General features: G+C 63.6%; 27 protein-coding genes. 12 read left to right on the top strand and 15 right to left on the bottom strand.

Annotation, left to right across the window (positions count from 1 at the left end; all coding sequences use genetic code 11):
* The 5 genes from AC3WLF_RS28570 to AC3WLF_RS28590 all read left to right on the top strand — a co-directional run bounded on the left by AC3WLF_RS28570 (position 1) and on the right by AC3WLF_RS28590 (position 3,831).
* Positions 1-504 (top strand): Na+/H+ antiporter subunit E, encoded by a 504-nt coding sequence (locus AC3WLF_RS28570; protein WP_010812079.1) that lies wholly within the window; start codon positions 1-3, stop codon positions 502-504.
* Positions 489-761, top strand: a complete 273-nt coding sequence (locus AC3WLF_RS28575; protein ID WP_013956829.1) for a K+/H+ antiporter subunit F — start codon at positions 489-491, stop codon at positions 759-761. Before AC3WLF_RS28570 ends, AC3WLF_RS28575 begins: the two co-directional genes overlap by 16 nt.
* Positions 762-771: 10 nt before the next feature.
* Positions 772-1,116, top strand: coding sequence for a Na+/H+ antiporter subunit G (locus tag AC3WLF_RS28580; protein WP_013956828.1), 345 nt, complete (start codon positions 772-774; stop codon positions 1,114-1,116).
* A gap of 89 nt (positions 1,117-1,205) precedes the next feature.
* A complete protein-coding gene (locus tag AC3WLF_RS28585) occupies positions 1,206-2,033 on the top strand; it encodes a class I SAM-dependent methyltransferase (RefSeq protein ID WP_492317736.1) in 828 nt (275 codons plus the stop codon).
* A 154-nt stretch (positions 2,034-2,187) separates the two neighbouring features.
* Positions 2,188-3,831 carry a c-type cytochrome gene (locus tag AC3WLF_RS28590; RefSeq protein ID WP_492356756.1) on the top strand — a complete coding sequence of 548 codons (1,644 nt, stop codon included), beginning with the start codon at positions 2,188-2,190 and terminating at the stop codon, positions 3,829-3,831.
* A 6-nt stretch (positions 3,832-3,837) separates the two neighbouring features.
* Here the strand turns inward: AC3WLF_RS28590 and AC3WLF_RS28595 are convergent, their stop codons facing one another.
* The 5 genes from AC3WLF_RS28595 to AC3WLF_RS28615 are packed head-to-tail and all read right to left on the bottom strand — an operon-like array spanning position 3,838 to position 9,017.
* Positions 3,838-4,845, bottom strand: a complete 1,008-nt coding sequence (locus AC3WLF_RS28595) for a nitroreductase family protein (RefSeq protein WP_492359131.1) — start codon at positions 4,843-4,845, stop codon at positions 3,838-3,840.
* Positions 4,846-4,849: 4 nt separating this feature from the next.
* Positions 4,850-5,959, bottom strand: coding sequence for a GNAT family N-acetyltransferase (locus AC3WLF_RS28600; RefSeq protein WP_492359132.1), 1,110 nt, complete (start codon positions 5,957-5,959; stop codon positions 4,850-4,852).
* Positions 5,956-7,179: a hypothetical protein gene (locus tag AC3WLF_RS28605; protein WP_492317732.1), complete on the bottom strand. Its 1,224-nt coding sequence runs from the start codon at positions 7,177-7,179 to the stop codon at positions 5,956-5,958. The genes AC3WLF_RS28600 and AC3WLF_RS28605 overlap by 4 nt, the downstream gene beginning before the upstream one ends.
* A gap of 3 nt (positions 7,180-7,182) precedes the next feature.
* Positions 7,183-8,067: a HesA/MoeB/ThiF family protein gene (locus tag AC3WLF_RS28610; RefSeq protein WP_492359133.1), complete on the bottom strand. Its 885-nt coding sequence runs from the start codon at positions 8,065-8,067 to the stop codon at positions 7,183-7,185.
* A complete protein-coding gene (locus AC3WLF_RS28615; protein ID WP_492359134.1) occupies positions 8,064-9,017 on the bottom strand; it encodes a hypothetical protein in 954 nt (317 codons plus the stop codon). The genes AC3WLF_RS28610 and AC3WLF_RS28615 overlap by 4 nt, the downstream gene beginning before the upstream one ends.
* A gap of 403 nt (positions 9,018-9,420) precedes the next feature.
* Between AC3WLF_RS28615 and AC3WLF_RS28620 the strand changes: the two genes are divergently transcribed.
* Positions 9,421-10,086, top strand: coding sequence for a helix-turn-helix transcriptional regulator (locus tag AC3WLF_RS28620; protein WP_492317729.1), 666 nt, complete (start codon positions 9,421-9,423; stop codon positions 10,084-10,086).
* Entirely contained in the window at positions 10,083-10,649 is a 567-nt protein-coding gene (locus tag AC3WLF_RS28625; protein WP_492317728.1) for a DUF6036 family nucleotidyltransferase, read from the top strand. The genes AC3WLF_RS28620 and AC3WLF_RS28625 overlap by 4 nt, the downstream gene beginning before the upstream one ends.
* Here the strand turns inward: AC3WLF_RS28625 and AC3WLF_RS28630 are convergent.
* A complete protein-coding gene (locus tag AC3WLF_RS28630; protein WP_492317938.1) occupies positions 10,588-10,836 on the bottom strand; it encodes a diguanylate cyclase domain-containing protein in 249 nt (82 codons plus the stop codon). The genes AC3WLF_RS28625 and AC3WLF_RS28630 overlap by 62 nt on opposite strands.
* Before the next feature lie 226 nt (positions 10,837-11,062).
* On the opposite strand from AC3WLF_RS28630, the gene AC3WLF_RS28635 reads away from it, so the two are divergent.
* Positions 11,063-11,434 (top strand): PHA-granule associated protein 4, encoded by a 372-nt coding sequence (locus AC3WLF_RS28635; protein WP_492317727.1) that lies wholly within the window; start codon positions 11,063-11,065, stop codon positions 11,432-11,434.
* Between the two features lie 242 nt (positions 11,435-11,676).
* Positions 11,677-12,120: a GNAT family N-acetyltransferase gene (locus tag AC3WLF_RS28640; protein ID WP_492317726.1), complete on the top strand. Its 444-nt coding sequence runs from the start codon at positions 11,677-11,679 to the stop codon at positions 12,118-12,120.
* Positions 12,121-12,386: 266 nt separating this feature from the next.
* Here AC3WLF_RS28640 and AC3WLF_RS28645 read toward each other — a convergent pair whose 3' ends face one another.
* Together AC3WLF_RS28645 and AC3WLF_RS28650 are read right to left on the bottom strand one after the other, a co-directional pair.
* Positions 12,387-13,382 carry a 2-hydroxyacid dehydrogenase gene (locus tag AC3WLF_RS28645; RefSeq protein ID WP_492352591.1) on the bottom strand — a complete coding sequence of 332 codons (996 nt, stop codon included), beginning with the start codon at positions 13,380-13,382 and terminating at the stop codon, positions 12,387-12,389.
* A 53-nt stretch (positions 13,383-13,435) separates the two neighbouring features.
* On the bottom strand, positions 13,436-15,028 hold the full coding sequence (locus tag AC3WLF_RS28650; protein WP_492317724.1) for an aspartate:alanine exchanger family transporter: 1,593 nt from the start codon (positions 15,026-15,028) through the stop codon (positions 13,436-13,438).
* A 619-nt stretch (positions 15,029-15,647) separates the two neighbouring features.
* On the opposite strand from AC3WLF_RS28650, the gene AC3WLF_RS28655 reads away from it, so the two are divergent.
* Complete coding sequence (locus tag AC3WLF_RS28655; RefSeq protein ID WP_492359135.1) at positions 15,648-17,189, top strand: cryptochrome/photolyase family protein; 1,542 nt, start codon at positions 15,648-15,650, stop codon at positions 17,187-17,189.
* A 91-nt stretch (positions 17,190-17,280) separates the two neighbouring features.
* Here the strand turns inward: AC3WLF_RS28655 and AC3WLF_RS28660 are convergent, their stop codons facing one another.
* Both AC3WLF_RS28660 and AC3WLF_RS28665 read right to left on the bottom strand, forming a co-directional pair.
* Entirely contained in the window at positions 17,281-18,981 is a 1,701-nt protein-coding gene (locus AC3WLF_RS28660; RefSeq protein WP_492359136.1) for a site-specific integrase, read from the bottom strand.
* Positions 18,982-19,099: 118 nt separating this feature from the next.
* The gene (locus AC3WLF_RS28665) at positions 19,100-19,330 is read right to left on the bottom strand and encodes a helix-turn-helix domain-containing protein (RefSeq protein WP_492359137.1); all 231 of its coding nucleotides are present in this window, start codon (positions 19,328-19,330) and stop codon (positions 19,100-19,102) included.
* Here AC3WLF_RS28665 and AC3WLF_RS28670 point away from each other — a divergent pair.
* Positions 19,317-20,192 (top strand): alkane 1-monooxygenase, encoded by an 876-nt coding sequence (locus AC3WLF_RS28670; protein WP_492359138.1) that lies wholly within the window; start codon positions 19,317-19,319, stop codon positions 20,190-20,192. The genes AC3WLF_RS28665 and AC3WLF_RS28670 overlap by 14 nt on opposite strands.
* A 114-nt stretch (positions 20,193-20,306) precedes the next feature.
* Here AC3WLF_RS28670 and AC3WLF_RS28675 read toward each other — a convergent pair whose 3' ends face one another.
* The 5 genes from AC3WLF_RS28675 to AC3WLF_RS28695 all read right to left on the bottom strand — a co-directional run bounded on the left by AC3WLF_RS28675 (position 20,307) and on the right by AC3WLF_RS28695 (position 26,160).
* The gene (locus tag AC3WLF_RS28675; protein ID WP_492359139.1) at positions 20,307-21,449 is read right to left on the bottom strand and encodes a porin; all 1,143 of its coding nucleotides are present in this window, start codon (positions 21,447-21,449) and stop codon (positions 20,307-20,309) included.
* Between the two features lie 310 nt (positions 21,450-21,759).
* Positions 21,760-23,634, bottom strand: coding sequence for an amidohydrolase family protein (locus AC3WLF_RS28680; RefSeq protein WP_492359140.1), 1,875 nt, complete (start codon positions 23,632-23,634; stop codon positions 21,760-21,762).
* Positions 23,635-23,753: 119 nt separating this feature from the next.
* A complete protein-coding gene (locus AC3WLF_RS28685) occupies positions 23,754-24,746 on the bottom strand; it encodes a Bug family tripartite tricarboxylate transporter substrate binding protein (protein WP_492352586.1) in 993 nt (330 codons plus the stop codon).
* Between the two features lie 56 nt (positions 24,747-24,802).
* Positions 24,803-25,735 carry a fumarylacetoacetate hydrolase family protein gene (locus tag AC3WLF_RS28690; RefSeq protein ID WP_492359141.1) on the bottom strand — a complete coding sequence of 311 codons (933 nt, stop codon included), beginning with the start codon at positions 25,733-25,735 and terminating at the stop codon, positions 24,803-24,805.
* Positions 25,736-25,773: 38 nt separating this feature from the next.
* The gene (locus AC3WLF_RS28695) at positions 25,774-26,160 is read right to left on the bottom strand and encodes a VOC family protein (protein WP_492359142.1); all 387 of its coding nucleotides are present in this window, start codon (positions 26,158-26,160) and stop codon (positions 25,774-25,776) included.
* Here AC3WLF_RS28695 and AC3WLF_RS28700 point away from each other — a divergent pair.
* Positions 26,090-26,332: hypothetical protein (locus AC3WLF_RS28700; protein WP_492359143.1), on the top strand; the 243-nt coding region annotated here is incomplete at its 3' end. The genes AC3WLF_RS28695 and AC3WLF_RS28700 overlap by 71 nt on opposite strands.

Below are 26,332 nucleotides of genomic sequence, written 5' to 3' on the forward strand. Positions count from 1 at the left end.
ATGCTGCAGCGCCTGCTTCCCCATCCCTGGCTGAGCCTGATCCTGATGATCATGTGGCTGCTGCTGACCAACAGCCTGGCCCCCGGGCACTGGCTGCTGGGGGCACTGCTGGGCTGGGCCATCGGCCGGCTGGCCGACCGCTGGCTGGTGCTGGGCGCCTTCCGCTTGTCGCGGCCGGACCTGATCCTGCGGCTCAGCATCCATGTGCTGTTCGATATCGTGAAAGCCAACGTGGAAGTGGCCATCATGGTGCTGGGCCCCACCGCGCGCCTGCGCCCCGCCTTTATCGTGGTGCCGCTCGATGTCGAGCACGAACTCGCCACCACCGCACTGATCAGCATCGTCTCGCTCAGCCCCGGCACGCTGTGCGCAGAACTGAGCGACGACCGCCGCGCCTTGCTCGTGCACGTGCTGGATCTGGAGGAAGAAGCCGCGCTGGTCGAGCTGATCAAGTCGCGCTATGAAACCCCGCTCAAGGAGATCTTCCAATGCTTGCCATCGTGATACCGGTCTGCCTGGTGATCCTGGGCCTGGCCTTCCTGCTGACCCTGGCGCGGCTGCTGCGCGGACCCAGCCTGCCGGACCGCATCGTGGCGCTGGACACGCTGAATATCAACGCCATCGCGCTGATCGTGGTGCTAGGCATCAGCCTGGATTCGGCACTGTTCTTCGAGGCCGCGCTGCTGATCGCGGTGATGGGCTTCGTCGGCACCGTGGCGCTGTCCAAGTACCTGCAGCGCGGCGACATCATCGAATACTAGGGAATGTCAGATGCTGCATCCTGTTGCGGAATTTATTGTGTGCGCGCTGCTGCTGGTGGGCAGCGTGTTCATGCTGGTCGGGGCGATCGGGCTGTTCCGGCTGCCGGACTTCTTCATGCGGCTGCATGGGCCGACCAAGTCGACCACGCTGGGCGTGGGCGGGGTGGTGCTGGCCTCGGTGGCGTACTTCAGCTTCCGGGGCGATGCCAGCCTGCATGAACTGCTGGTGACCGCCTTCCTGTTCCTGACCGCGCCGATCAGTGCCCACATGCTGGCCAAGGCCGCGCTGCAGCGCCAGCTGCCGGTGGATCCGCGCACGCGCGGCAGCGGCTGGATGCCGCGCATCCGCGATTAGGAATGGCCGCCACGGTTTACTTTCGCTCCAATGTGTCCTACACCCAGTCAGGCGATGCCGGCATCTTCCACGCCAGGGCAGGGGGTTTCATGGACTTGCAACACTCGGACAAAGTCTTCGCGGGCGCGATTCCGGAAGTCTATGAGGCCCTGATGGTGCCGATGATCTTTGCGCCATACGCTGCCGACATGGCTGCCCGCATCGCCGCGCTGCAGCCGCGCCGGGTGCTGGAACTGGCCGCCGGCACCGGCGTGCTGACCCGGGAAATCGCCGGGCGGCTGCCGGCCGATACCCTGATCGTTGCCACCGACCTCAACGCGCCGATGCTGGCGCGGGCGGAGCAGGCCGGCACCAGCCGTCCGGTGCACTGGCGCGAGGCCGACGCCATGGCGCTGCCGTTCGCTGATGGCAGCTTCGACATGGTCGCCTGCCAGTTTGGCGTGATGTTCTTCCCCGACAAGGGCCGCGCCTTCGCCGAAGCCCGCCGCGTGCTGGTGCCGGGCGGCACGCTGATCTTCAATGTCTGGGACCAGCTGGAGTTCAACGCATTTGCCCGCGATGTCACCGCGGCGCTCGCCACGCTGTTTCCCGACTCACCGCCCGAGTTCATGGCCCGCGTTCCGCATGGCTACCACAGCCAGGCCGCCATCGAGCAGGACCTGCGCCTGGGCGGCTTCCAGTCATCCCCGGTCTTTGAAACCGTCGCGGCAACCAGCCGCGCCAGCGCCGCCCGCATCCCGGCGGTCGCATTCTGCCAGGGCACGCCGTTGCGCGCCGACCTTGAGCGGCGCGGGCCGGATGCGCTCGGCCGGGCAACCGACCACTGCGAACAGGCACTCCTGAAGGCTTACGGCGCGGGTCCACTGGCTGTGCCGATGCAGGCGCACGTGGTGATGGTAACGGCGCCCGCCGGGTAAAGCTGCCTCGGCAGTTTGTCGCGGCGCCACCTGGGCAGTGGCCTGGCTGCAGCGGCTGGCTGCAGCGGCTGGCTTGAGACAGCACGGATCGTCGGCTACCATCAGCGCGGCGCGGTCCGGATTCCCTGGCGCGCACTGTCGGACGTTGACTACGATGCCCCTTGTACGCGTGCTCGCGATCGGTCTGTCCCTGGCTTCGCTGTCGGGATGCGATTTCCTGCGCGGCTATGCTGAAGGCGAATCCGCGGTCATGCGGGACTTCCGGGCCGGGGATCGTGCCGATGACCTCGGGGCGGCGCGCTTTGTCTTCGAGGACTTCGGCGGCCTGAGCACCGATACCCTTGAGACCAATGCACTGCCGTGGAAGCTGGCGACGACGGCGCTGCTGCTGGCCGGCGGCCCCGGCGTTCCGGTCACCCAGGATGCCTTGCGCCGGGCCCTGCGCGAGTTCGGCTTCATCTATCCCGATGCGGTCCGCAACTGGCCGCGCCAGCAACAGCCCAGGTTCGACAAGCCCCTGGGCGTGGTCAGCGGAATGATCGGCCGGAACCTCCCGAAGATCCGCCTGGAAGTGTCCAACCTGGGATGCGCATCGTGCCATGCGGGCATCACCTACGGCAAGGACGGGCGTCCCACCAACGATGTCTGGCTGGGCCTGCCGAATACCTCCCTCAACCTCGACGCCTTCGTCGCCGCGGTCTATCAGGCGGTGAAGCGGGTGAAATCCGATCCGGAAAAGCTCCTCTCGGCCATCCACCAGCTTTACCCCGAAACCAGCAAGGAGGAACTGGATACCATCCGGAAATTCGTCTGGCCGCGGCTGGTAAAACGGGTGGCGGAACTCGAAGCCAGCGGTGACGAGCCGCTGCCGTTCAGCAACGGCGCGGCCGGCAGCACCAATGGGGTCGCGGCACTCAAGTTCCAGTTTCATCAGCTCTCGGCGGGCACGGCCGCCAGTGGTTCCACCTCGATTCCGGAACTGGGCTACCGCAGCCTGCGCTCATCGCTGCTCTACGACGGCGTCTATACCAGCAAAGGCACGCCGCGCTTTGCGCCGGTGGCACCCGGTGCCGCCAGCGATGCCGGGAGGCTGGCGCATATCGTGGCCTTCTTTACCGTGCCGACCATGGGCATGCCACCGGATCGCGCCGGCCGCGCGATTCCGCAGGTGGAAGACGTCATGCGGTTCATGGCGGGCTACACCCCGCCGCCGTTTCCGGGGCCGGTTGACCGCTCCCGCGCCGCGCGCGGCCGCGCCGTCTTTGATGCCAACTGCGCCCAGTGCCATGGCAGCTACAGCCAGGACCCAGAGCGCCCGCGCCTTGTCAGCTTCCCCAACCGGCTGGTGGCGCAGGCGGATATCGGGACTGACCCGACGCGCTGGCAAGCAATCGATCCCGGCCTGCTGCAAGCCATCTCGCGCTCCGAGCTGGGCAGGCATATCGACGCGGCAAACACCGGTGGCTATGTCGCGCCCATCCTCTCCGGCGTATGGGCGACGGCACCATACCTTCATAACGGCTCCGTGCCCACGCTCTGGCATCTCATGCATCCGCAGGCGCGGCCCAGGCGCTTCTGGGTCGGCGGTCATGCACTGGACTACGGCAAGCTGGGCATCGCCGGCAGGCTTGATGCCGACGGTACCTGGGCCTATCCGGCCAGCTACCGGCCGTGGTCGAAACCCGTGCTCTACGACACGGCGACAGCGGGGCGCGACAACCGCGGCCATGAGAAGGAATTCTCTACCCTTGCCGAAAGCGACAAGGATGCGCTGCTGGAATTCCTGAAATTGCTCTAGCTGCCGTCAGAAATCCTGCAGCAGTTCCGCGACTGGGAGCCGGGCGCTTTGCGCAATGCCACGATCCGGCACCGGCCCGAAGCGCATCACATTGACGAGCCGATTCCCCCGCGGCAAGCGCTGGCTTTCGGCAAGCATGGCGGCATGGCCAGGTGAATCGGCCAGCGCCGACATCGGCACGCCGGCAAAGCCCCTGGCAGTCATGGCCAGCCAGAACCGGTACCAGCGGCGCCCGATGTCAAAGCTCGTGACCTCGGGTGCGGCATGGATCAGGACGATCCGCGCCGCGCTTTTCACTTTTGCGCTTTCCGATGTCAGCAGGCCGCTTAGCGAAAGCGCCGAGAGCAGCCGGAGCACACGAGGTCTCAGCGCAATCGACGCGCCCCAGGCTTCCCACCGCGACAGTGCCATGCATTCGGCCGAAAGCCCGTCGCGCGGCCAGCCTGGATCGTGCGGTGACAAGCGCAGCCAGTGGCAGAGCTCCTCGGCAAACCGTGGGTCATTCAATCCCGCAGCCGCGGCGTCGTCATACCATCTGGCGATTTGCGCCGTGCTGTTCTCGCTGGCCAGCGTGACGAACTCCGCGTGGGCTGCAGCGCATTCGCCCAACGACTTGATCTGTGCCGGGGTCGCACGGAGAAACTTGCCTCGATAGGCGCGGCGCGCGTCCACGAAGGCGGCTAGGGGATCCGGGCTCGCACCTGATGTGATCAGGCCGGATGCGGCCGCGCGCAAGCCCGGGGTAGCGGGCGGGTAGGGCAGGCCGGAGACCGCAGGCTGCGTGAGCCCCAACCCGAGCGTCGACAACGCCATGGCCATGCCTTCCCAGGCCATGCCCAGGGCGATCTGGTTGTCCCGTCCGGAGGGGTCGCCCACGGACAGCCATCGCGCAGGCTCTTCAAACAGTTCAACCTTGTCGCCGGCAAAGCGCCAGCGCGCGGGCTGGATATTGTGCGCGCTGGGAGCGCGGCCAGCCTGGGCAACCAGGGTGAGATGCTGATCGAGCGTGAGCATGTCGCTAGATGGCCTTTTTGAAGAGATGCAGCCGATGCAGTGGCCTGGCGCACATCTTCTCCATTTGCTTCTGGCTGGCGCCATTCGAATCCGACACCCAGCTGATGCCCAGGTGCGAGTACCCGGCACCGCGCATCGCCGTGAGCAGATGGTGCAGCATGACGCCGTTGACGCCGCGGCTGTGGTAGTCCCTGCGCACGGAAAAGAAGATGATCGCCGCACGCTTGCGGCTGGCGCGGAACCTGATCAGATGCCAGAGCGTCGACAGCTTCAGGCGGAAGCCGGTGGCGCGCAGAAACGGGTTGAGATCCGGCACGCACAGCAGCACCCCGATCGGCTCCCCGTTGAAATAAGCGGTATAGGACAGCCGCTCGTCGATGATCCACATCATGCCGGCGCAGGGAAACAGGAATTCCTCCGCCGTCAGCGGCACGAACATCGGGTTGCCGGAGAAACCATCGTTCAGGACAGTGCATGCCTCCAGCAGGCGCCGGTCAAAGCCGCGCCGCCGGATCGGCTTGAATTGCCAGGCGGGATCATCCAGCAGCGCGCGTTGCTTGTTGCCGATCAACTGCTGCGGATCGTAGCTGCGCACGTCGAGCTCGAACGTGCGCATCGGAAAGAACGGCTCGAAGCCGCATGCCTGGAGCAGCCTGGCAATATGCGGCGGTGTGTATTCCTGGTAGGTGTATGGCGGATGCTCGAAGCCCTCGGTGACGATGCCGATCATCTGCGTGATCGTCAGGTTGAAGCTGCCAGCCAGTTCGTCACAGCCGTTGCGCTTCACCCAGGCCGCCGCCGCGTCGAGCAGCGCTTGCGCGACCTCCACGTCATCGACGCAGTCGAACATGCCGAAGCAGCCGCGCTTCTGGTCGTATTGATGATTGGATGCATCGTGGATATGGGCCAGGATACGGCCCACGATCCGTCCGTCCCGATGGGCGGTGAACCAGGTGCGGCGCGCAAACTGCCGGAACAGCGGGTTCTTCGCCGGGTCCAGTGCGCGCGCAAGATCCCCCTTCATCGGCGAGACAAAATGGGTATCACGGCCATAGCAGGCGAAGGGCGCCTCAAAGAACGCGTCGAAATCGCCTTCACGCAGCACGGTTGTCATGCGGCCTCCCGCTGCCCGAGATGGCGCGCCAGCCGCAGGATCACCGCCGCGCGCAGCTCGCCGATCGCCGCGTTGGCGCCTTGCGGCAGGTTCAGCAGCACCACCTGCGCGGGCTGGCGCGCGATGAGCAGGGCATGGGTCATTTCATGGCGCTCGAGCAGGTCTACCAGCTGTTCCGCAGCCTCGACCCCATCGCCTTCCCGGATCCTGGCCCAGGCCCTGGCGTCGCCGATCGAGACGGGCTCACGCCGCCTTCCTGCCAGGTCGAACAACGCGTCCAGCGCGTAGCCCGCAAGCTCCGCGTTGCCGAGCACCACATGGTCGGTGGTCTGCGGCAGGCGCCTGAGCGAATGCAGGAAACCCTCTGGCGTATCCAGCCGGGCGTGGAGCAGCCAGCGCAGGAACGCGTTGCCATCACCAGCCAGCGAAACGGCGCGAATGCGGACAAAAATGGCCGTCAGCAGCACCCATGCAATGGCAACGGGCATGCCGCGCAGGCCGGCCTCTGCAAAGCCCGGGCCGGGCCCGCGCGAAGCCAGCGCCATCACGCTGGCCAGCACGACGGCGAAGAGCAGGGCGGCTGCGATATGCACCAGCAGCCCGCGCACGACCCGCTGCGATTCCGACAGGTTCAGGAACACATAGACAAATGCCAGCGCCCCGAGCGCCCCCAGGCGAACCGGCACATGGCCGAGCTCCTCGCGGAAGTCGGTGGCCGCGAGCGGGACGGCCAGGGCCACGACCACCACTACCGCCCGGGCCAGGCGTTCCTCGTTGTCGGACAGTTCGGCATCGCGCAGCCACAGCAGGAACCAGCCATTGCTTGCGGTCACCACGGCGAAGCAGCCAAGGAACATCAGCAGCAGCGGCGTATTGCCCGGCAGATCGGTAAAGAGATTGATGACGAAGAACACCACCGACACGCCCAGCGCCAGCAGCTTCAGCCACAACGGGTGGTGGCGCCGCACCAGGTGCTCGGCAAACAGGGTCATGGCAATGGGCAGCAGGGTTGCCGCCGCAAACACCAGCTGAGCCAGCACCGTGCCGCCAAGCAGCCAGGAAAAGCCCCGCACTGCCAGCAGCGCCGTCAGCACCCCGAACAGGAACAGGCCCGTGCCGGCCCCGGCCTCGCGCCGGGACCAAAGGAAATGCAGGCAGAGCCCACAGCCCACCGCGCCGAGCCAGGTAACGGCCACATCGCTTGCCAGGGCGTCAATCACGCGTCAACCCTCATCTCGCATCAACCTCGCCATGAAGCGCCGTACCAGCGCGCGCACCGCCCATGCCGTCAGCGCATTGCGCGGCGTCTCGACACGCATGGTCCAGGGATTGAAGAAATAGCCGCGCACACCGGCCAGCCGCGGCCGGCCGAGCACCAGCTTGATCACCTCGAACGCCATCAGGTTGCCGGTGGTGATCACCATCGGTGCAAACGACATGCGCTTGCGCTTGCCGGTCAGCAGGTCCTTGGCGATGCCTAGCTCCACATGCCGGACCGAACTCGAGTGGACCATCACGTATTCCAGTTCCTTGCCCAGGCATTCCTGCCTGAGCTCCGGCGTCAGGGACTTCCAGTCCATGCCGGCCGTGGGATAGGAAAGACGCTCCTCGGGCCGGGGATCTTGCGGACGGACAACCGTGACGGAGGGCAGGGGAGCGGTATAGGCGTCGATGACGGTCGCACCATGCTCCCGCGCCTTGCGATAGAGCGCGAGGCCCGCGGCCATGTCATCCATGCCGTTGACCACGATCTTGTAACGGCCCAGCAGGTCATCGAGCCTGTCGGTCCACTCGGCGCCGAAGGTCTCGATGGCAAGTTCCGGGTTGATGCGCCGGATCTGCGCCACGGTGGCCTCGACCTTGTTCACGCCAACGGTATCCAGGCTGGCAAACACCTGGCGGTTCAGGTTCGACACGTCGAACGCATCGAAGTCCGCCAGCGCAAAGCCGCCAATGCCCACCCGTGCCAGCGCCTGCAGGCAGGCGCCGCCCATGCCGCCGACGCCACAGATCAGCACCCGTGCATTGCGCAATTGCTGCTGTTCCGCGTCGGTCACGAAACCGATGTTGCGGGTCGTGAATTCCTCGTAGGAGAAGGGTGGAATCATTGACTCTTCCTGGCGCGCAGGTCTCCCAGCGGCTCGCGCGGATTCAGCCAGTGGAACAATGGCAGGACGATCCGACCGACAGCCAGGAACGCAATCTGATAAAGGATGGCGGGCAACGAGTCCCGAGGCACTTCCCGCAACAGGTATTTCCGCGCGCTGGCCAGGTCCAGGCAGGCGACCTGCAGGAAATCGTCGCCGCGCTGGTAATCGAGTTCCCGCCGGCAGAGTTCGTTGGCGCGCTCGTCCCGATGCTTCGGCGCCTGCTCGAACGTCTTCTTGAGATTGTCCGAGCCGCCGGTATAGGCATCGGTAATCACGAACCGCGCCTCGTCAAATCCCGCCGCCCCGTCAACGCCAAAGACATGCCGATGCGATTTCATGATCTCGCGGGCCACGCTCAGGTGTTCAAAGCTGCGCCGCGACGGCTCAAAGGGATTGGGATAGGCCGTGACAAAGACCTCGGCGACCTTGCCGATAATGGCCGGCACCTGGGTCACATTGCTGATCCAGATCGGGCGCAGGCCGCGGCGGAAGAAAAGCAGGATGCAGGTCAGCCCGTACAGCACCCAGGACAGTCCTTGCGTGCGATAGCCCGGATCGACCATCACCAGCCCAAGGTGAATCGCCTCGACCGGACGGCCCTTGACCTCGATCGGCATGACCGACAGCGCATTGAACGCAATCGGCTGGCCGCTGTCCCGGTCATAAAGCAGCGTGATCACGGCCCGCCGCAGCCTTTCAGGGTCGCCGGAAAGCACCCCGTAATCGAGATCCTTGCCGATTCCCCGCTGCACGATGCCGCGCATCTCGGCCAGCATGGCTTCAAGCTGCCGGGCATCCATCCACAAGCCAGGCCGTTCGACGACGCGGATCCGGACGGACCGGCTGGCCTTCAGGCTCAGGTCCAGGTAGCGCAGCCGCTGTCGAAAATACCCGATGAATTTGAACATGCAGGTTTGGCTGATGCCTTGTTCTTGTGTGGACCGACTGGAAGGCAAGTGTGGCTTGGAGCATATAACAGCCAGTCTGTGGTGTCACGGGCTTAGCCACGGGAAGAAAGCCGACAGCAGGTCAGTTTTGGCGAGGGTATGACATGCTGTTTAGCCAAGTACGCCAATACTAATTGGCCCATATCTCGATACTCGCATAATGTATATTATGTTAAATTGTGATTCGATCGTTAGCGATGGCCTGGGTGGCAGTTTCAGGGTCTTCTGCCTTAGCGGCCCGATGGAGCGAAACTCTATGTGTCCACAATGCGCATTCGGATCAAAGGTTACTGCATGAGCCAAACGCCATAATTTGTTCAGTAAACTAGTCTAATCTGCAGATTTTGCCTAAAATACTGGACATATGCCAGCCTTCACTGATACCACCTCAGTCCTCGAGCGTCACTTGCTGCTGCAACTAGGCGACCGCATCAAACGCCTGCGGAAGGCCAAAGGGCTTGGCACGGTCGAGATGTCCAAGCGCGTTGGCATCTCCCGGACGACTCTCGCTGCCGTTGAGGCAGGCGACCCCGCGCCGACCATGGGCACATACCTGCGCGTCATGTCCGTCCTGGGAGTTGCCGGTGACCTTGCCCTGTTAGTCAGCGATACTTTCCAACCGGCGCCGGCGAACTCTGCTGCCGCCTCATCCAAGCGGGCCATACCGCAGGTTCAGGTTCGGGTCAGGACTGATCCCAGCCGCCATGAAGTTCAGGACTTGCAGAGCATGGCGCTTCACAAGGAAGCGATCCGCCTGATTCAGGATGACCCCGCGCTACTGGCCCGGGCCCAAGAGGTCCTCAGACGATGGCGCGCGCAGGGAGACTCACGGTCCGATTCGCTCTGGTCCGAGTGGGAAACGATTCTTGCGAACCGGTCGTGGCGCAAAGCGCTCGGCCGGACTCGGCGTGCTCAAGAGCTTCGCCAGGCCTCTCCCCTGCCCACAGTTCTACCAGATGCCCTTCGGCAGGATGTGCTCGCACAGGTCCAAGCGTTGAAGACAGGCGTTGTCCTGGGAGACCAGGAATGAACCGGGAAAATCTGGAACACATCATTCGGGCTGCAGCCGACATCACAGACGAATATGAGTTCGTTGTCGTTGGCAGCCAATCAATCCTGGGGCCGATCCCTAATCCCCCGGCGGTCTTCACGATGTCCGCGGAGGCCGACATCTACCCGCTCAATGCCACCCACAAGGCGGATGCGATTGATGCGGCGATCGGCGAAGGCTCGCGCTTTCACGAGACATACGGTTACTACGCGCAGGGCGTCGGGCCAGAGACAGCGTGTCTTCCAGCCGGGTGGCAACGCCGCTTGCAGCGTATCCAGACCGTGGGCACGAACGGGCGGGTTGGCTATTGCCTGGACGTCGTTGATCTCTTTATGGCCAAGGCGGCAGCGGATCGCGACAAAGATCGTGTCTTCTGTATGGCCCTGATGCAGCACGGCTACGTCTTGCCCGGCACAGCGATCAGCCGCGTCAATGACATGCCGATAGAAAGAGCTGCACAGGGACGACTGCGTGCACGTATCAAGCGCTGGACAAAGGCCTTGCGGGATCAAGGTCATGCGGTTCCCGCAGACGAAGCCTAGCTCTGCTTTCAGCAAACGCCTCAACTCTCGCCGTGACACTTTCGGCCTTGTCGTGCCGTCGTCCAGGGGCCTGCCAGCGCCGGCAAGGCGGCGCCCGGCCCACGGTTTGTGCGAAACGAGCAAGTACGCGGTCACCCACCAGGTGTCCGTGCTGATCATTGATGCGCTTGACGTGGTGGATATCCATCAGCAGCAACGAGGTGGCTGGTCGCTGCTACGCCGGTTATGTGGATATTCATCAGCGTCTGCCGGGCTTCCTCGCGGATGCCCCCGGCGCAATCAGAATCGGCCATCTTCAGATGCCCACGATATCTGATGCGTTCGGGCTGCGGCTGGAGCCTGCGTCGGGTTGCCCAGCCCCCTATTTCGGAATATATTCCTCTCCACAAGGACCCCATCGGGGAGACTCCCCTATGAGCGTATACGTCGCACGTGATCGAGCAAGCGCGCTTGAGCACATCAGTTCGCGCATAGATAGTACTGTCGATCTAGACTATGAAACCGCGTGGGAAGACGCGCTCGAACTCGGACGACTTGGGCAACAGCGCGGCATCGTCGTACAGTTCCGAACCATCGAACATGTCTGTGTGGAGTCTGCAGATGCGCTAGCCAGAGGGCTCCGCGGAGAAAAACTCACATTCCGACAGCGACACCTCTACTGCCGGTTCGACATGACGGCATTGTCCGAGGACTGTCTGTGCGAACTCGAGGCACTCGCTATCGAGCACGGCGACTACATCCTGCCTGGTCACTTGCTGCAAGAAGCCACGCTCATCTGGAACTAGCCAGTTCATGCTGTCCCAACAGCGATACGTTGGGCGGCATCTCGCATGTCGGGCCACCGGCTGACGCAGGCAAGGGACTTCGCGCTCGCATGCCATCGCAAAAGAACTCCGCTGAAGAGCAAGAATGTTGTCTGCCCGCCATGCCAGCCAGACTGCTTCCGGGAGATAGCAAATCTACTTAAGAAGAATCCCTACGGGCGGAAGCATCCCGGCAAAAGTAGGATGACGGGGACGAACTTTGCATGAAGGAATATGTCATGCGTCCCCGCTATGCGACTGAGAAGGATTGGCCTGAGGTTGAGGCCCTCCTGCGTGCTTCCTCACTTTGCGTCGAGGGGGTACGCGAACATATCACCCATTTCATCATGGTCCGCGACAATGCCGGGCTTCTCGGATGTGCCGGCGTGGAGCGCTATGGGGAAACAGGACTTCTTCGAGGACTGGCTGTTGCGCAGCGCGCAAGGTCTGCAGGTCTCGGCGAGCTTCTGCTTTCCGCAATCGTGGCAGACGTCCGGCTGCAAGGGATCGCATCAATAGTGTTGCAGACCAAGACCGCATCCGGCTATTTCGCGCGCCTCGGCTTCGCGCCAATCAACCTTTCTGACCTGCCGCCTGCCGTAATGCACTCGCAGGAACTCAACTGTCCCCCAGCCGATGTCGGGACGCTGATGCAAATTGCCTTGTAGTAGCTCGCTCGCAAGTTCATTCGCCGGAGCGGGCAGCCAGGCGCGTTGCGGAGCCACGGAGGACGGCTCGCAAGGTTGAAGTCGATGCAAGAATTTCCACCACGCCAGGCTCATCGCGGCTTTGGCTTCCTTGACCTTGCTGCCCTATTCCCTTCGAGCGGCTTGATTTCCCGCAGTCTTCTTCATGCGCCATTCTCCCGACCGTGGGCTTTTCGGGGAGCGGTTTAAGCCATTAGCGGGGCACGATTTGAGGCCGACAGCCGTGTTCAACCGGCACCGACTTCGTTCGTGAGCGGCTTGCCGCTTTCGAACTCCGTCACGCTGCGCAAGGTTGTTTCGCAAATGGTCGTCACGGCCTCGCGCGTGAGGAAGGCTTGGTGCCCGGTCACGATCACGTTAGGAAACGTGATTAGCTGCTGCAGCACGGAGTCGTCGACGATGGTGCCGGACAGGTCGCGGAAGAACAGGCCCGCCTCCTGCTCGTACACGTCGATCGCCAGCCCGCCGAGTTGCCCGCTCCGGAGCGCTTCGATGACTGCTTCCGTGTCGATCAGCCCGCCGCGGCTAGTGTTGATGAGCAAGGCCCCCGGCTTGGCGCGCGACAGCGTTTCGGCATTGATGATGTGATGGGTCTCGGGCGTGAGCGGGCAATGCAGCGAGATGCAGTCCGCGCTTGCGCCGATTTCTCCCTCGTCCGCGTAGCGTCCACCAAGGGCCTCGAATTCCGGGGACGGGTACTTGTCGTAGCCGATCACGTTGCAACCGAACCCGACCATGATTTTCGCAAACACGCGCCCGATCTTGCCGGTGCCGATCACGGCCACGGTCTTGCCGCACAGGTCGAAGCCCATCAGGCCTTCGAGCGAGAAATTGAAGTCCCGCGTGCGGTTGTAGGCCCGGTGGATCTTGCGGTTGACCGCCATCAGCAGGGCCGCCGCGTGCTCGGCGACCGCGTTGGGCGAGTAGTCGACAACGCGCACTACCTTGATCCCGAGCGCCTGCGCGGCGTTCAGGTCGACGTTGTTGAACCCCGTGCAGCGCAGCGCGACCAGCTTGGTGCCGCCGCGTCCGAGCGCTTCCAGCACGGTCGCATCGGCCCGGTCATTGACGAAGATGCACACTGCGCCGTGGCCCGCGGCGAGGCCCACCGTCTCATTGTCCAAGGAAACTTCGAAGTACTTGAGCTGATGGCCTTCGGCCGCATTCGCGGCATCGAGATGTTGACGATCGTAGGACTTTGCGCTGAAGACGGCGATTTCCATGATGTGGTCTCCGCGGCGAATCGCATGGCGCGCTTCGCCCAGGTTGCCCTGCACTATCCGCCAGCCAGTGTGGCGGCGACCTGTACGAACAGGATTTTCACGATGGTCATTGACGGGAAGATCATCGAGTAGCCGAGGTCGGGTCGGTCGGTGGGCGCGACGCGGTTGGCAAAGGCAAGGATGGCGGGATTGCCGGTCGCGCCGCAGATCACGCCCACCGCCAGGTCGAACGGCAGCCTGAAGACCCAGAGGCAGAAAATCGCAGTAATCAGCAGCAGGGCAAGCAGAATCACCACGCCATAGATCAGGAAGGACACCCCGGTCACGCCGATGGTGGCGAAGAACTTCGGCCCGGATGCAATGCCCACCTGTGCGAGAAAGATGGTCAGCCCGAAGTTGCGCAGCACCAGGTTGGCCGACAGCGGCATGGTCCAGACGAACGGCCCGAGACGGCGCACCCGGCCGAGCACGAGGGCGACCAGCAGCAGCGCCGCTAGCCCCAGCGCCAGCGTGCCGACGCCGGGAATCGGCACCGGGATCAGCCCCACCAGCAGCCCGAGGGCCGCGCCGATGCCGATTGAGATAAAGCTCAGCTCGGCGGTGCCCTTGATGGAGTCGCCGAACAGCGCGCGAATCGGCTTCATGTGGGCGCGATTGACCAGCAGGCCGACGCGGTCACCGAACTCGAGGGTGAGGTCATCGCGGGGCATCAGGTCCGCATCACCGCGCCGCACATGGGCGATCGAGCAGACCATGCCTTCGGGAAAACGGATATCGCGCAGCGTGTGCCCGACCACGAGCCGGCTTGAGGCGAACACGCGCATATAGTCCAGGTCTTCGCGATGGCTTGTCATGCGGCCCGGCTGCAGTTCCCCGCACAGCGAGGTGGCTTCACGCAGCACGGCCGGGTCGGTGGCGGTTGCGAGCAGCACGTCGTTGGCCTGCAGGACCAGGTCGTCGGCGGAGGGGTGGTTGTGGTGGGCGCGACGCACGGCGGCAATCGCCACCCCGTCCGGTAGGCGCGCTACCACCTCCGACAGCCGCGCGCCGATAAACGCCGGGTTCGTCAGCGCAATCTCGGCGGTCTCGATCAGCTTTGGCGGCGGCCGCACGATATTCGGCTTGAGCAGCGCGGTGAGGGCATACAGAAACAGGATCGGCCCTGCCACGCCGACTGGGTATGCGACGCTGTAGCCCACCGCGGCGCCGTCGCTCTTCATCGCCGCCATCGCGGCCTGCAGGCTTGCCGTGCTGGTGCCCGCGCCGGCGAACATGCCTAGCGACTCGTCTAGCTTCACGCCGACCAGCGGCACCAACGCAACCGCGAGCAGTCCGGAGCCAACCACGCCAAGGACCGCAGCGGCGTTGGCCTTGATGCCATCGGGGCTGGTCAGACCCTTAAAAAACTGCTCCCCGTACTGGATCCCAATGCCATAGAGAAAGAGCAGCAGCCCTAGGGTGCCAAGGATGGCAGGCGGCGCGGACTTCGGCGCGAACCCGCCGATCGCCAGCCCCACGAACAGCACCGCGCCCGAACCGAGCGACACGCCCTTGATATTGATCTCGCCGAAGACATAGCCCAGTGCAACCGTGAGGAACAGCGTGAGCAGCGGCTGGGTTTCGAGCAATGTCCGGACTGCATCCATGGCAGCTCCTTTCTGATGGGCAGGAGCAAGGGGGCAGCGATACGCAACTGCGCAGGGTCACGCGCGCACTGCGCGGACGGGGTTGACAACCGTTGTTCCGGGCATGCGTTATCGAGTGCGGCTTGTATGAACCCGATCATCGTGACAGGCACCGGCCGGCACGGCGGCAACCACCGGAATGCCCCTCGAAAATATACGATGCGCCGCACAAGTTCAAGAATTGAAGCGGCGCGCGGTCAAACAGCCGGTTGGCACCTCCAGACTTCAAGCCCTATCTCCACCTTACGGTAGCGCCGGCCTTACTTTCCCCCCACATGCTGCGGCCAACCGCGCGCTAACCAATCGAGGCGATCATCGCGTCGGCGAGATCTTCGCAGCGCATCCAAAGCCGCCGGAAATCCACCAATCTGCTGGCATCCGGTATGTCGGGTGGGAACGGGCACGAATCCGTGCGGAATATGCAGGCTATCGCCGGTCAATTCAACGTACGGCTCAGCTTCCAGGATTCATCAGAAGACAGCCCGGTTTCTGGCGTCACGCTGATCCTGCCAGGCTGCGGTGCAGGCAATACCCGCAAATCGGGCTGTGCGACAACGCTACATGGGACTAAATTACGGCAATGCCGAATCCCCTTACTCCTGCTCCCGAAACAGCCGGCACCGGACGCCTGCCATACCGAATCGACCTGGAGTTCGCGGGTGGCCTGGTCTGGTTCCGGCGCGACCTGCGCGCCGATGACCATGCAGCGCTGCACTATGCCCTCAAGCACTGCCGCCAAGTGTGGTGCGTGTTTGTCTTCGATCGCGAAATCCTTGCCCCGCTGATTGCACGCGGACGCAAGGTCGATCGACGTGTAGAGTTCATCCTGAGGTCGTTAGAGCCGTTACGCAGGACGCTGACCGACGCGGGCGGCGGCCTGATTGTGCTTGACGATATCGCGCGCGATGCCATTCCCAGGCTGGCGGCCGAACTCGATGCCGAAGCCGTCTTCACGAACCACGACTACGAACCTGCCGCGAAGCGGCGTGACACGGCCGTGCGTCAGGCACTGGCTTCCGACTCCCGGGTGCTGTTCACATTCAAGGACCAGGTTATCTTCGAGGCTGACGAGCTCTTGACCGGCCAAGGCCAGCCGTTCAGCGTCTTCACGCCGTACAAGAACGCGTGGTTACGCGCAGTGCAGCCGTTCGACCTTCGACCGTATCCAGTCGACAAGTATCTGGGCGCGCTGGCACCGGTGCCCCGCCAGTATCCAAAGGCTTCGCCAATGCTGCACGATCTCGGCTTCGCTGTCAGCAATCTTGCCGAGATTGCAATGCCCACCGGCAGTGATGGCGCCCATGCACTGTTCGATGAATTCATCGACCGCATCGGCGATTATGGCTACCGGCGGGATTTCCCCTCGCTGCGCGGCCCGAGCTACCTGTCGGTACACCTGCGCTTCGGCACGATCTCGATCCGCACGCTGGCGCGAGCCGCGCTTGACGCCGTACTGCGCGGCGGCAGCGAAAGCGCCGGCGCGGCCGTCTGGCTATCCGAACTGATCTGGCGCGACTTCTATTTCATGATCCTCCACCACCATCCCCGCGTGGCCGACGGCAAGTCTTTCCGCCCCGAATACGATGCGCTGCACTGGGTCGACTCTGTCACGGGCGACAGGTACTTTCAGGCATGGTGCGACGCGCAGACCGGCTATCCGCTGGTCGACGCCGCGATGCTGCAGATCCGCCAGAGCGGCTACATGCATAATCGTCTACGGATGGTGACTGCGAGCTTTCTCGTCAAGGATCTCGGCGTCGACTGGCGACGCGGCGAGCAATATTTCGCCGACCAGCTCAATGATTTCGATTTCTCGGCCAACAACGGCGGGTGGCAGTGGGCTGCGTCAACGGGCTGCGATGCACAGCCGTACTTCCGTATCTTCAATCCGGTCAAGCAATCGGAGACATTTGATCCACAGGGGCGATTTATCCGCAAGTACTTGCCGGTGCTGGCACAGATGCCGGACAAGTACATCCATGCGCCATGGACGGCGCCTGTGAATGTACTGGCTACAGCGGGGGTGAAGCTTGGGGAGAACTATCCACCCCCGATCGTGCAGCACGAAGTTGCGCGGAAAGAGAGCCTTGAAAGGTATGCGGCGATAAAGAAATCGATATAGCCGTTGCAGACCACGATTCCGGCTAATGGCGTTCGGCCGGCTCGAGCGCCCTCCACTCCCCGGCTGTTCTCCGGGCCATCGCACCAAGCCACTAGGGCGCGGAAAACGCCGCGCCGATTTGCCGTGCCCGTTTCATCTCGTCGCCGTGCAGGTAGATCGAGGTGGTCGAGATCGAGGCGTGGCGCAGGTTGTCCCTCACTGTCGTCAATTCCGCGCCGCGCGCCAGTGCATGAGTCGCATGGGTGTGCCGCATCCAGTGCGGGCTCGCCTGCCGCAGCTTGTCGGCGGCGGAAGGGTGATCCGCCTGGGTCAAGTCCGCCACTTGCCTGAAGAAGCGCCGAAACACGCCCCACAGGCGCGTGCCGGTGATGCCACTGGCCGGATCCTGGCCAAGGCCGCCGATCAGCGGGGTATGCGGATCCCATCGCGCCGGCGTGACTGGCAGGCCTCGTTCCACCAGATAGCTGTCGAGCGCCAGGCGCGCCAACGGTGGCAGTGCCACCTTGCCAGCCTTGGCTCCTTTGCCAACCAGCTTGAGCCAATGGTCGCCATGGGGATCGCTTTCAACGTCCCCGAGCGTCGCACCGACGAGCTCGCTGGCGCGCAGTCCGGTGGCGTAGCCGAAGTCCAGCACAAAGCGCAGGCGCTGGGCCGCCGGGCCGTCCCAGCCATAGGACCATTCGAGGCCGTCAGCAATGGTGCGGATCAGCAGCCATTCGCCTTCCGTGAACGCGTGCGAGCTGTCCAGCGCCGCCGACCGCCCTCCTCCGCGCACCTTGATCCCGGCGAACGGATTGGCCAGCACATAGCGCTGCTGGATCAGCCAGCGGAACATCGCCCCCAGTATGGACAAGGCATGGGCGGTGGAGCGCGCCGAGAGGCTGCCGGTGAACGGACGCCAGTCGGGCGAGGTACGTGGTCTCGCTGGCCCTACCCAGCGTTCCCGGGGCGCCGGCCGCCGCAGGAAGCTGCGATAGGCCGTCGCATCCTCAGTGGTCAGCGACGACAACGGCCGTTCGCGCTCGACAATCGCCCACAGGATCAGCCGCTCGGCCTCTTTGCGATAGGTGCGCTGCGTCGCTGGCGACTCATGCAAGGCCAGCCACGCCTGGATCGCCGCGTAATCGTTGTCCGCATTGAGGGCGCAGGTCGCACGCGGCGCGCGGAACTTCCCCTGCGACCCATCCACGTCATGCGGCAGCCGCAGTTGCTCCCATGGCACGACCATGCCCCGCGGCGCCTGCGCGAGCAGCGCCCGGGCGCGTTCGGTCAGTTGCGGGTGCCGGGCAAAGAAGGCTTCGACCTGCCGGGCCCCGGCCGCGCCCAGGCCCGGGATCGCGGCCCACCAGCGGCGCCGGCGCGGCACCCGAACGGTCAGTGCCGCCAGCGTGTCGATGCCCTGCGCCCGCAATGCAGCGACCGTGCGCGGCGCCAGCCACAAGCCGATGTCGTCACTGATGGCCGGTGCCGGCGGCGGCAGCGTGCGCAGCGTCTCGATGGCATGGTCCCCTGCCCTGCCCTTCTCCGCCCGCTCGGCCGCGGAAATTTCAAACAGCGCAGCCAGGTCCTCGCGCTGGCGGCTGCGGGCGTATGCCGCAAGCTGGCGGCGGATGCGCCCGAGGATGCCGCGCGACGACTGGCCCTGCGCCCGCTCCTCGCCCAGATATCGTGCGACGGCTTCGCGCGTCGTCAGCCCGGCATGCCAGGCGCGCAGCGCGGCGAGTGAGGTGGCATCGGGGAAGCCGGATGGCGGGGTCGGTTCCGGGGCGGTCAGGGTCAAGCGAGTTTTCATATACGCCAGTTTAGCGCATCGATGTTGCTATTACGATAAGGATACTTATCGTAATAGCTGGATTGGTAGCTTGTAGCGCAAGGGCTGATGCCGGATCGCTGCGCCATGCGCGCAACGGTCAGGGCCGTCGACGTTCCGATGGTGTTGCAGCGATCCCGGGGACTTGCCGTTGGTAATCGGAAGGCGCCACACCCTCCCAGCGCCTGAAGGCGCGCCTGAAATTCGCCAGGTCGCTGAAGCCGAGCGTGAATGCGATCTCCTGGATGGTCAGGCGATTCGCCTTCAGGTGCTCTATTGCCAGCCGGCGGCGGATATCGTCCAGTATCGGCGCTCTCGTGCACCAACTCATCGGCTACGACGCACTCGCCGCGCGAGCTGCCACGCATTGGGGGCACCATGTCTGCGGTGCACTCCTCACCGGCCTGATGATCGGCATGATCGGCACCATCCCGGGCCATGAACTGACGCATCGCACCTGGGACCCGGTATCGATGCTGGTTGGCAGATGGCTGCTGGCGTTCAGCTTCGACACCACCTTCTCGATCGAGCACGTCTATGGCCACCACCGCTATGTGTCGACAAGGCACGATCCTGCCACGGCGCCGCGCGGACGCAATGTCTACTTCCATAGCGTCGCATCGACCATCAAGGGCAATATCAGTGCATGGAAGATCGAGGAGGAGCGCCTGAAACGCGAGGGTCATGGCATTTTTTCCGCCTATAACGCCGTCATCCGCGGCCAGCTGATGAGCGCAATCCTGCTGGTTGCCGCCTATGCGATCGGTGGCTGGCAAGGCGCGGGCAATTTTGCCGTGAGCACACTCCTTGGCAAGGCCCTGCTCGAGGTCGTGAACTATATGGAGCACTACGGCATGGTTCGCGATCCGGATACGCCGGTCCTGCCGCACCATTCATGGAATACCAACAAGCGTGTCAGCTCATGGGCCATGTTCAACCTGACCCGGCACTCGCATCGTCATGCCCAGGGTGAGGTGCCCTTCCAGGACCTGCGGCCATTTCCGGCGGCGCCGATGATGATCAACGGCTACCTGACAACGATGGTGATCGCGATGATTCCGCCGTTATGGCACAAGCTGATGACGCCGAAGGTGCTGGCTTGGGTCCGCGACCGTGCTTCGGCGCAGGAGCTTGAGCTGGCAAGGCAGGCGAATGCGCGGAGCGGTATCCCCGCCTTCACGAACGCCAGATAAGCCGGGGATACCCCCACGTGACCGCGGCCGGCTCGCAAGCATTGCGCGAAGGGGAGCTGGTCTGCACCTGCTTCACTTCGCGCGTCATCAGCGCACCGCGCCCTTCGACAGAAATCAGAACTTGTGTCGAAGGCCGACTGCGACGCCCGTCATGCTGTTCTTGCCTTGCCCCAGCGCATAGATGTTGGCGAAGCCGAGGGTGGCATTGTGAAGCGCCAGACCGGCGTTCTTGGCGTAGGCGGCGGTCAGGTAAATGTCTGTCCGCTTGGAGAGATTGTAGTCGGCCATGAAGGACACTTGCCAGGGATTGGCCGGATTGGTCGTCGGCGCCGTCGGCACCAGCTTCAGGGTCTTCATGTTCTGGTAGTAGTAAGCCAGCGTCAGGGTCAGCGCCGGAAGGACTTCGTAGTTGCCGCCAATCCACCAGAAATCATCGCGCAATGCCGTGGAATCGTCAGGGAACAGGTTCTTTTCCCAACGATAGCCCGCCATGACCACGCCTCGCTTGAAGCTGTACTTGACCGCGCTGGCAGCCTTGCGGAACTTGCCGGTGGCACCGGTCGCGGCATTGATGGTCGGGTCATACTGGTCATAGGCAAGACTGACACCGAAAGGCCCGCTGTCATAGGACAGGCCGGCACCATAGCCGCTGTCCCTGCGGAACTGGCCGGGCACCTCGCCCGCGCCGGCGGCACCATTGCCGAAGGTCCAGTGCGCCGCGGCGGTGAGGCCGCCGAATGTTCCCACATACTTGACGGTGTTGTCTGACCGGTAGTTCACGCCGGTCATCACATCAACGGGCTCATACTGATACGCGAATGCCGTCGGCGAGTAATTGCCAAGCGCGGTACTGAGCGCGGTCATCTGGCGGCCGAAGGTAATCGTGCCAAGCCCGCTTTTCAGGCCAACGAAGGCCTGGCGTCCGAACAGGCGGCCGCCTTGCTTGAGCTTGCCATCGTCCACGCCAAAACCGTTCTCCAGCGAAAACACTGCCTGCATGCCTCCCCCAAGGTCCTCAGCCCCGCGCAGGCCCCAGCGCGCAGCGGACAGTGCGCCGCTGGAAAGCCCGATCTTGTTCTCCGCAGGGCCGGCGTTGACTTGCCCGGTGGCGGGATTCACGGTCGTGGGGGCCTGCGAGATATTGCTGACGTATTCGATATTGGCGTCCAGCACGCCATATAAGGTGACGTTCGATTGCGAATACGCGGCGCCGGAAAACAGCGTCAGTGCCGCCAGCGAAGCCTGTGATCTCTTCATGTCCAATGCTCTCCATATATAAGAATAATTTGCTTGCCGCCGGCCAACCGCCCTCGTACTTCCCGGCGACAGCGCTCCTCCAAGAACAAATTACCTGCTCACAATCTGTAAGACGACAAAGGAAAGGCAGATCACTTCCATCTTTGGCACGCAAAGACGCGTGATCGGAAATCGATTTCTCCACGGCGCACGCGGCCGTCCCCATGGCAGGTTCGGCCTGGCCGAACCGCCACCATGGAAGCTGGATCAAGGATGACTGCGGGCCGGACCGGCGGGGTCCCGGCACCGGCCGCAAGAAGGTTGCGTGCGACTACGGCCGCAGCACGTACTCCGGCGCGGTCTTGTTCTGTCCGTGATATCCGTTTGACCCGAGGAAGTTCGGCCGGTAGGGATCGGACTGGCTGTTCAGGCCCTTGGGAATGGAGCCCACCAGCGCCGGGCCGTTGATGCGTGCGAGGATGCGGTCGCGAGCCTTGTTGATATCGCGCACCAGTTTGCCGACATCCCAACCGACCAGCTTGCCGTTTCGGTACACGACTTTTCCGGCAATCAGTACATCGCGGACGTTGCGCGATTCCATCAGGGTCACGATCGTCCCGGGCACGTTGTTCATTGGCGCGGTATTGATGGTGTTCGCGTCCAGGATGACAATATCGGCTTCCTTGCCCGGCGTCAGTGTCCCGACCTTATCCAGCAGCCCGGAACCCGCCGCGCCGGCGACCGTCATCATCTCGATGACTTGCCGCGATGTCACGAGCTGCGGCACCGAGAGCTGGTTGGGGTCACTGAGCAGATAGACCAGGTCATTGGCGAGGCCTCTCTGCAGTGTGTAGGCGCTGCGCATCAGCGAAAACGGATTCGCCGTCATGTTCGCCTCGATATCCGGGCTCAGGCTGGGCAAGATGCCATAGTTCAGGCATAGCTGGAACGGCGGCATCCCGTGCCGCATCTGCATCTCGACCAGCGGCGAGATGGACGCATGCCCGCCCCTCTCAGACAGGATCTGCCAGGCCCGGGAGGTGACGTTGTTGACGCCGATCTGGGCCACGGGCTCGTCCTGCCAGAGGTTGCAGTGCACCAGCGTGACGTCAGACCAGTCGGTGCCGTTGCGCGGATCCGCAGCCATGTCCTTGACCATCTGGCCATGCGCGGCATGGTTGTTGATCAACGCCCCGAATTCGCGCGCCAGTTGCCACCCCGTATAGTTCTGCTCCTGCTTCGTCTTGGGATCGACTACCGGCTTCCAGCTGGCCCATGCGCCCAGCGTCACCAGCTGGTCGCGCGAACTGAAGTACTTCTTGGCCAGCCGGCCAAGGCCGAACGACGTATCGCCGCTGCGGCCGGGCCACTCATAGGGCTGGTCCGGAAACTGCGCGGACCTGTCAGTCCCCGGTGAATAGGCAAAGACGGCGCGCTGCCCTGAATCCATCAGGCCCCGGATCATCGCGTCGGTATAGGCAGGCGTATGCGACGACTGCGAGGTGTCAGTGCTTGTCGTGATGCCCTGGGTGATCTGGCTCAGGCTGGCAAGCAACTCCGCGAGATAGCAATCCTCGGGATCATAGGGCGGGCGTCCCAGATCCCATACGGGCGTCCCGCCGCCGGCGGGATTCGGAATGCGGCCTGGCGTCCAGATCTGCTGGACCACCGTGGTATAGGTCTCCAGCGGCCATACCGCCTTTGGCTGCTCGGCGTCGGTGGGAATGTTCCGGATGTGCAGCACGTCGGTGGTCAGGCTGCGGAGCAGGCTTTCATACTGGTGATGATGGGTGCTGATGAATCCTGGCATGACAATGGTGCCGGAGCAGTCGATCGTTTGCGCCTCGGCCTTGAGGTTCGGGCCAACTGCGACGATCTTCTTTCCCTCGATCAGCACATCCGCAACTTCGAAGTCGCCTACTTTCTTGTCAAGCGTCAGTACGATCCCACCCTTCAGCAGGATCCTCCGTCCTGGCACGGTCGCCTCCGCCGCGCCGTAACGGCCATGAAGCGGGGCCATGCCCCCCGGCTTCTGTGCAAGGCTGTTGCCAGCCACGGCGGCACCCGCCACCGCGCCTACACCGGCCAGGCCGCCTCGTAGAAAATCGCGCCTGGAAAAGCCGCCGCGATCGGCTGGTGCGGCCGGGCGTCCTCCGCCATCCCGCGCTTCCCGTTCATCAACATCGTTCTTGTCGTGGCCGTACACGTCATTCTCCCGCAATGGATTTGCCATTCAGTACACGCGTTGCGATGCTGCCGCAGTCGATGGCGGCAGCTCCCGGAATTCCTTGATCTGTGAGGCGAAGCGGCGCCCGCTGACAACCGCTACTGCAGCGAAATGCCGGTGCGCTTGATCAGGTCCTGGTTTCGCTTCAGGTCATCGCGAATGAGCGAGGAGAATTCTTCCTGGGTCCGTTCCCGCGCCGGTTCAAAGCCCAGGGACTGGAGGCGCGCCCTCGCCTCAGGGTCAGCCAGTGCCTTGCTGATATCGGCGCGAATCTTGCGAACCACGCTCTCCGAGGTGCCGCGCGGCGCCACCAGGGCCGACCAGGTCTCGAACTCGTAGTCCGCCGGCCCACCGGATTCGCGGATCGTGGGAACCTCCGGGTGACTGGGCACGCGCGTGGGAGAAGTCGTGGCAAGCATGCGCAGGCGGCCGGACTTCACCAGCGGCTCGACAGATGCTGCCGACGCCAGCGTGAACACCACATCGCCATTGACAATCGAGGTATATGCCTGCGTGCCTTCGGTCGCATAGTGGACCGGGAGCATGTCGGTTCCGGTCATGAATTCGAGCTTGGCGGTGGCAAAGTGCGAAGGGCTTCCGATGTAGCTGGTTGCGTAGGTCAGCTTGCCGGGTTTCTCCCTGGCCGCGGCAAGCAAGTCCCCCACGGTCTTGTACGGACTGTTTGTCGCCACGCAAATATAGAACGGCGCCCGGTAGAGCATGCCCAGCGGAATGAAGTCCTGCTGCGCGTCATAGTTGAGATTCGAATGCAGCACCGGATTGATGGTGAGATGAGAATGGCCGAGCAGCAGCAAAGTGTGCCCGCTGGCGTCGCCTTTCTTGGCAGCACCGATCGCCAGCGTGCCGTTCGCACCGGGGCGCGATTCGATCACGACCGGCTTCCCCTGCCAGCTCCGCTCGAGTTTTCCCGCGACAATGCGCAACGCGACGTCCGGAGCCAGCCCTGGTGCGTACGGGGACAGCACCCGGACGACCCTGGATGGAAACTCTTCCGCTGAAACGCTGGATCCTGTTCCGCATAGCGCAATACCGGCCAGCGTGGACAGCATGATTGATTTGAGGCCCGACATGTGTGGTCTTCTCCTGCAATTGAGATGGCAAGGCGATTGGAGGAAACAGCGCAGGTTCAGACCATGCTGTGTTCGAACTCGCCAATGCCTTCAATTGACAGCCGCACGGTTTCGCCAGGGCGAAGGAAGCGCTTTTGCGGCGCGCCAGTGCCGGCCGGCGTGCCGGTCAGGATCATGTCGCCAGGCTGCAGCGTGACGCGCGACGACAGCATCGAGATCTGCTCTGGAATGTCAAAGATCAGCTTGTCCGTGCTCGAGTCCTGCATCAGCTCGCCGGATACCCAGAGCTTGAGCGCAAGCCGATGCGGATCGGCGATCTGGCTCGCCGGCACGATCCACGGCCCGATCGGGCATGAGCCATCGAAGCTCTTGTGTCCAATCCAGTCCAGGTGAAAAGGGCTGGTCGGCGGCATCTTGGCCCGTCGCATCGCGTCGCGTGCCGACAGGTCGTTGGCAATGGTGTATCCGGCAACATGATCAAGCGCCTTCTCCACCGGGACGTCCTTGGCGGGCTTTCCAATCACTACGGCAAGCTCGATTTCCCAGTCGACGTTCTTGGCGTATGCCGGCAGCGTGACGGCGGCGTTGGGACCGACCACGGAACTGCGGCCTGTCTTGATGAAATGCCATGGCGTTTCGCCAAGCTCCTTCATATCCGGGGTCGGCTCCAGGCCAAGCGCACGCGCCATCTCTTCGCGGTGATCGCTGTAGTTGGCGCCGGCACAGTAGATGGTGCCGGGGTGCAGCACCGGGGCCAGCAGGTGGGCTTGCGCAAGCGGCTGGCCGCCCGACCTTGCGGCCCCGGCCTCGATGCGGCGGGCAGCTTCCTCGAGCGCGCTCCCGGCCATACTCCACTGCTCCAGGATGCCGAGCACGGTGCTCCACGATGACACGGTGGTCAGGTGCGCCACGTCATAGATACGCTCGCCCACCAGGATGCCGGCACGCGGGCCTGTTTCTGACATGAACGTCAATAAACGGTAATCCATGTTGTCTCCTTCCTTGTTTTCTGTCTTGTCGTTACTGCTTATCGGTTGCCGCCGAGATCGCCATGCAGGTCGGAGTCGGCATCGCCGAAGCGATCGCCGAAGTCGAACATGTCGTCATGCTGGACCCCGTCGTAGTACTGGATCTCCCACCAGTTGTAGTCCTGGTCCTCGATGTAGAAGGAGTACACCCCGTGTCGTGTCTCCGAATCCAGGATCTGGCGGATCCTGTAATGCTCCTTGAGTTCCACCACCTTCTGCCGCGCCGTATCCACCTCCACCCGGCTGTCCACGTCCAGGCCCCAGTGGTGCTGCGAACTCTGCGGCTTCACCGTCTCGCCCACCTCCACGCACACGATGTGGAACTTCATCCCGCAACGCACCGCCATCGACGACTTCGAATGGCGCACGCACTCCAGTCCCAGCACCTCCTCGAAGAACCTGCGCGTCTCCTTCAGGTTCCTCGACTCCAGCGTGCCGTGCGACATGAACGACGGCCGTACGATCGCCGTCGCATTCTTCGTCGGCACCGTCGCATTCGGTATCCTCATCGTCTTGCTCCTCGTTTCTCCGTTCATTGATTCGATGCTCACGCCGCCG

It is taken from the genome of Cupriavidus sp. FW306-01-F10A (genome assembly GCF_058782785.1).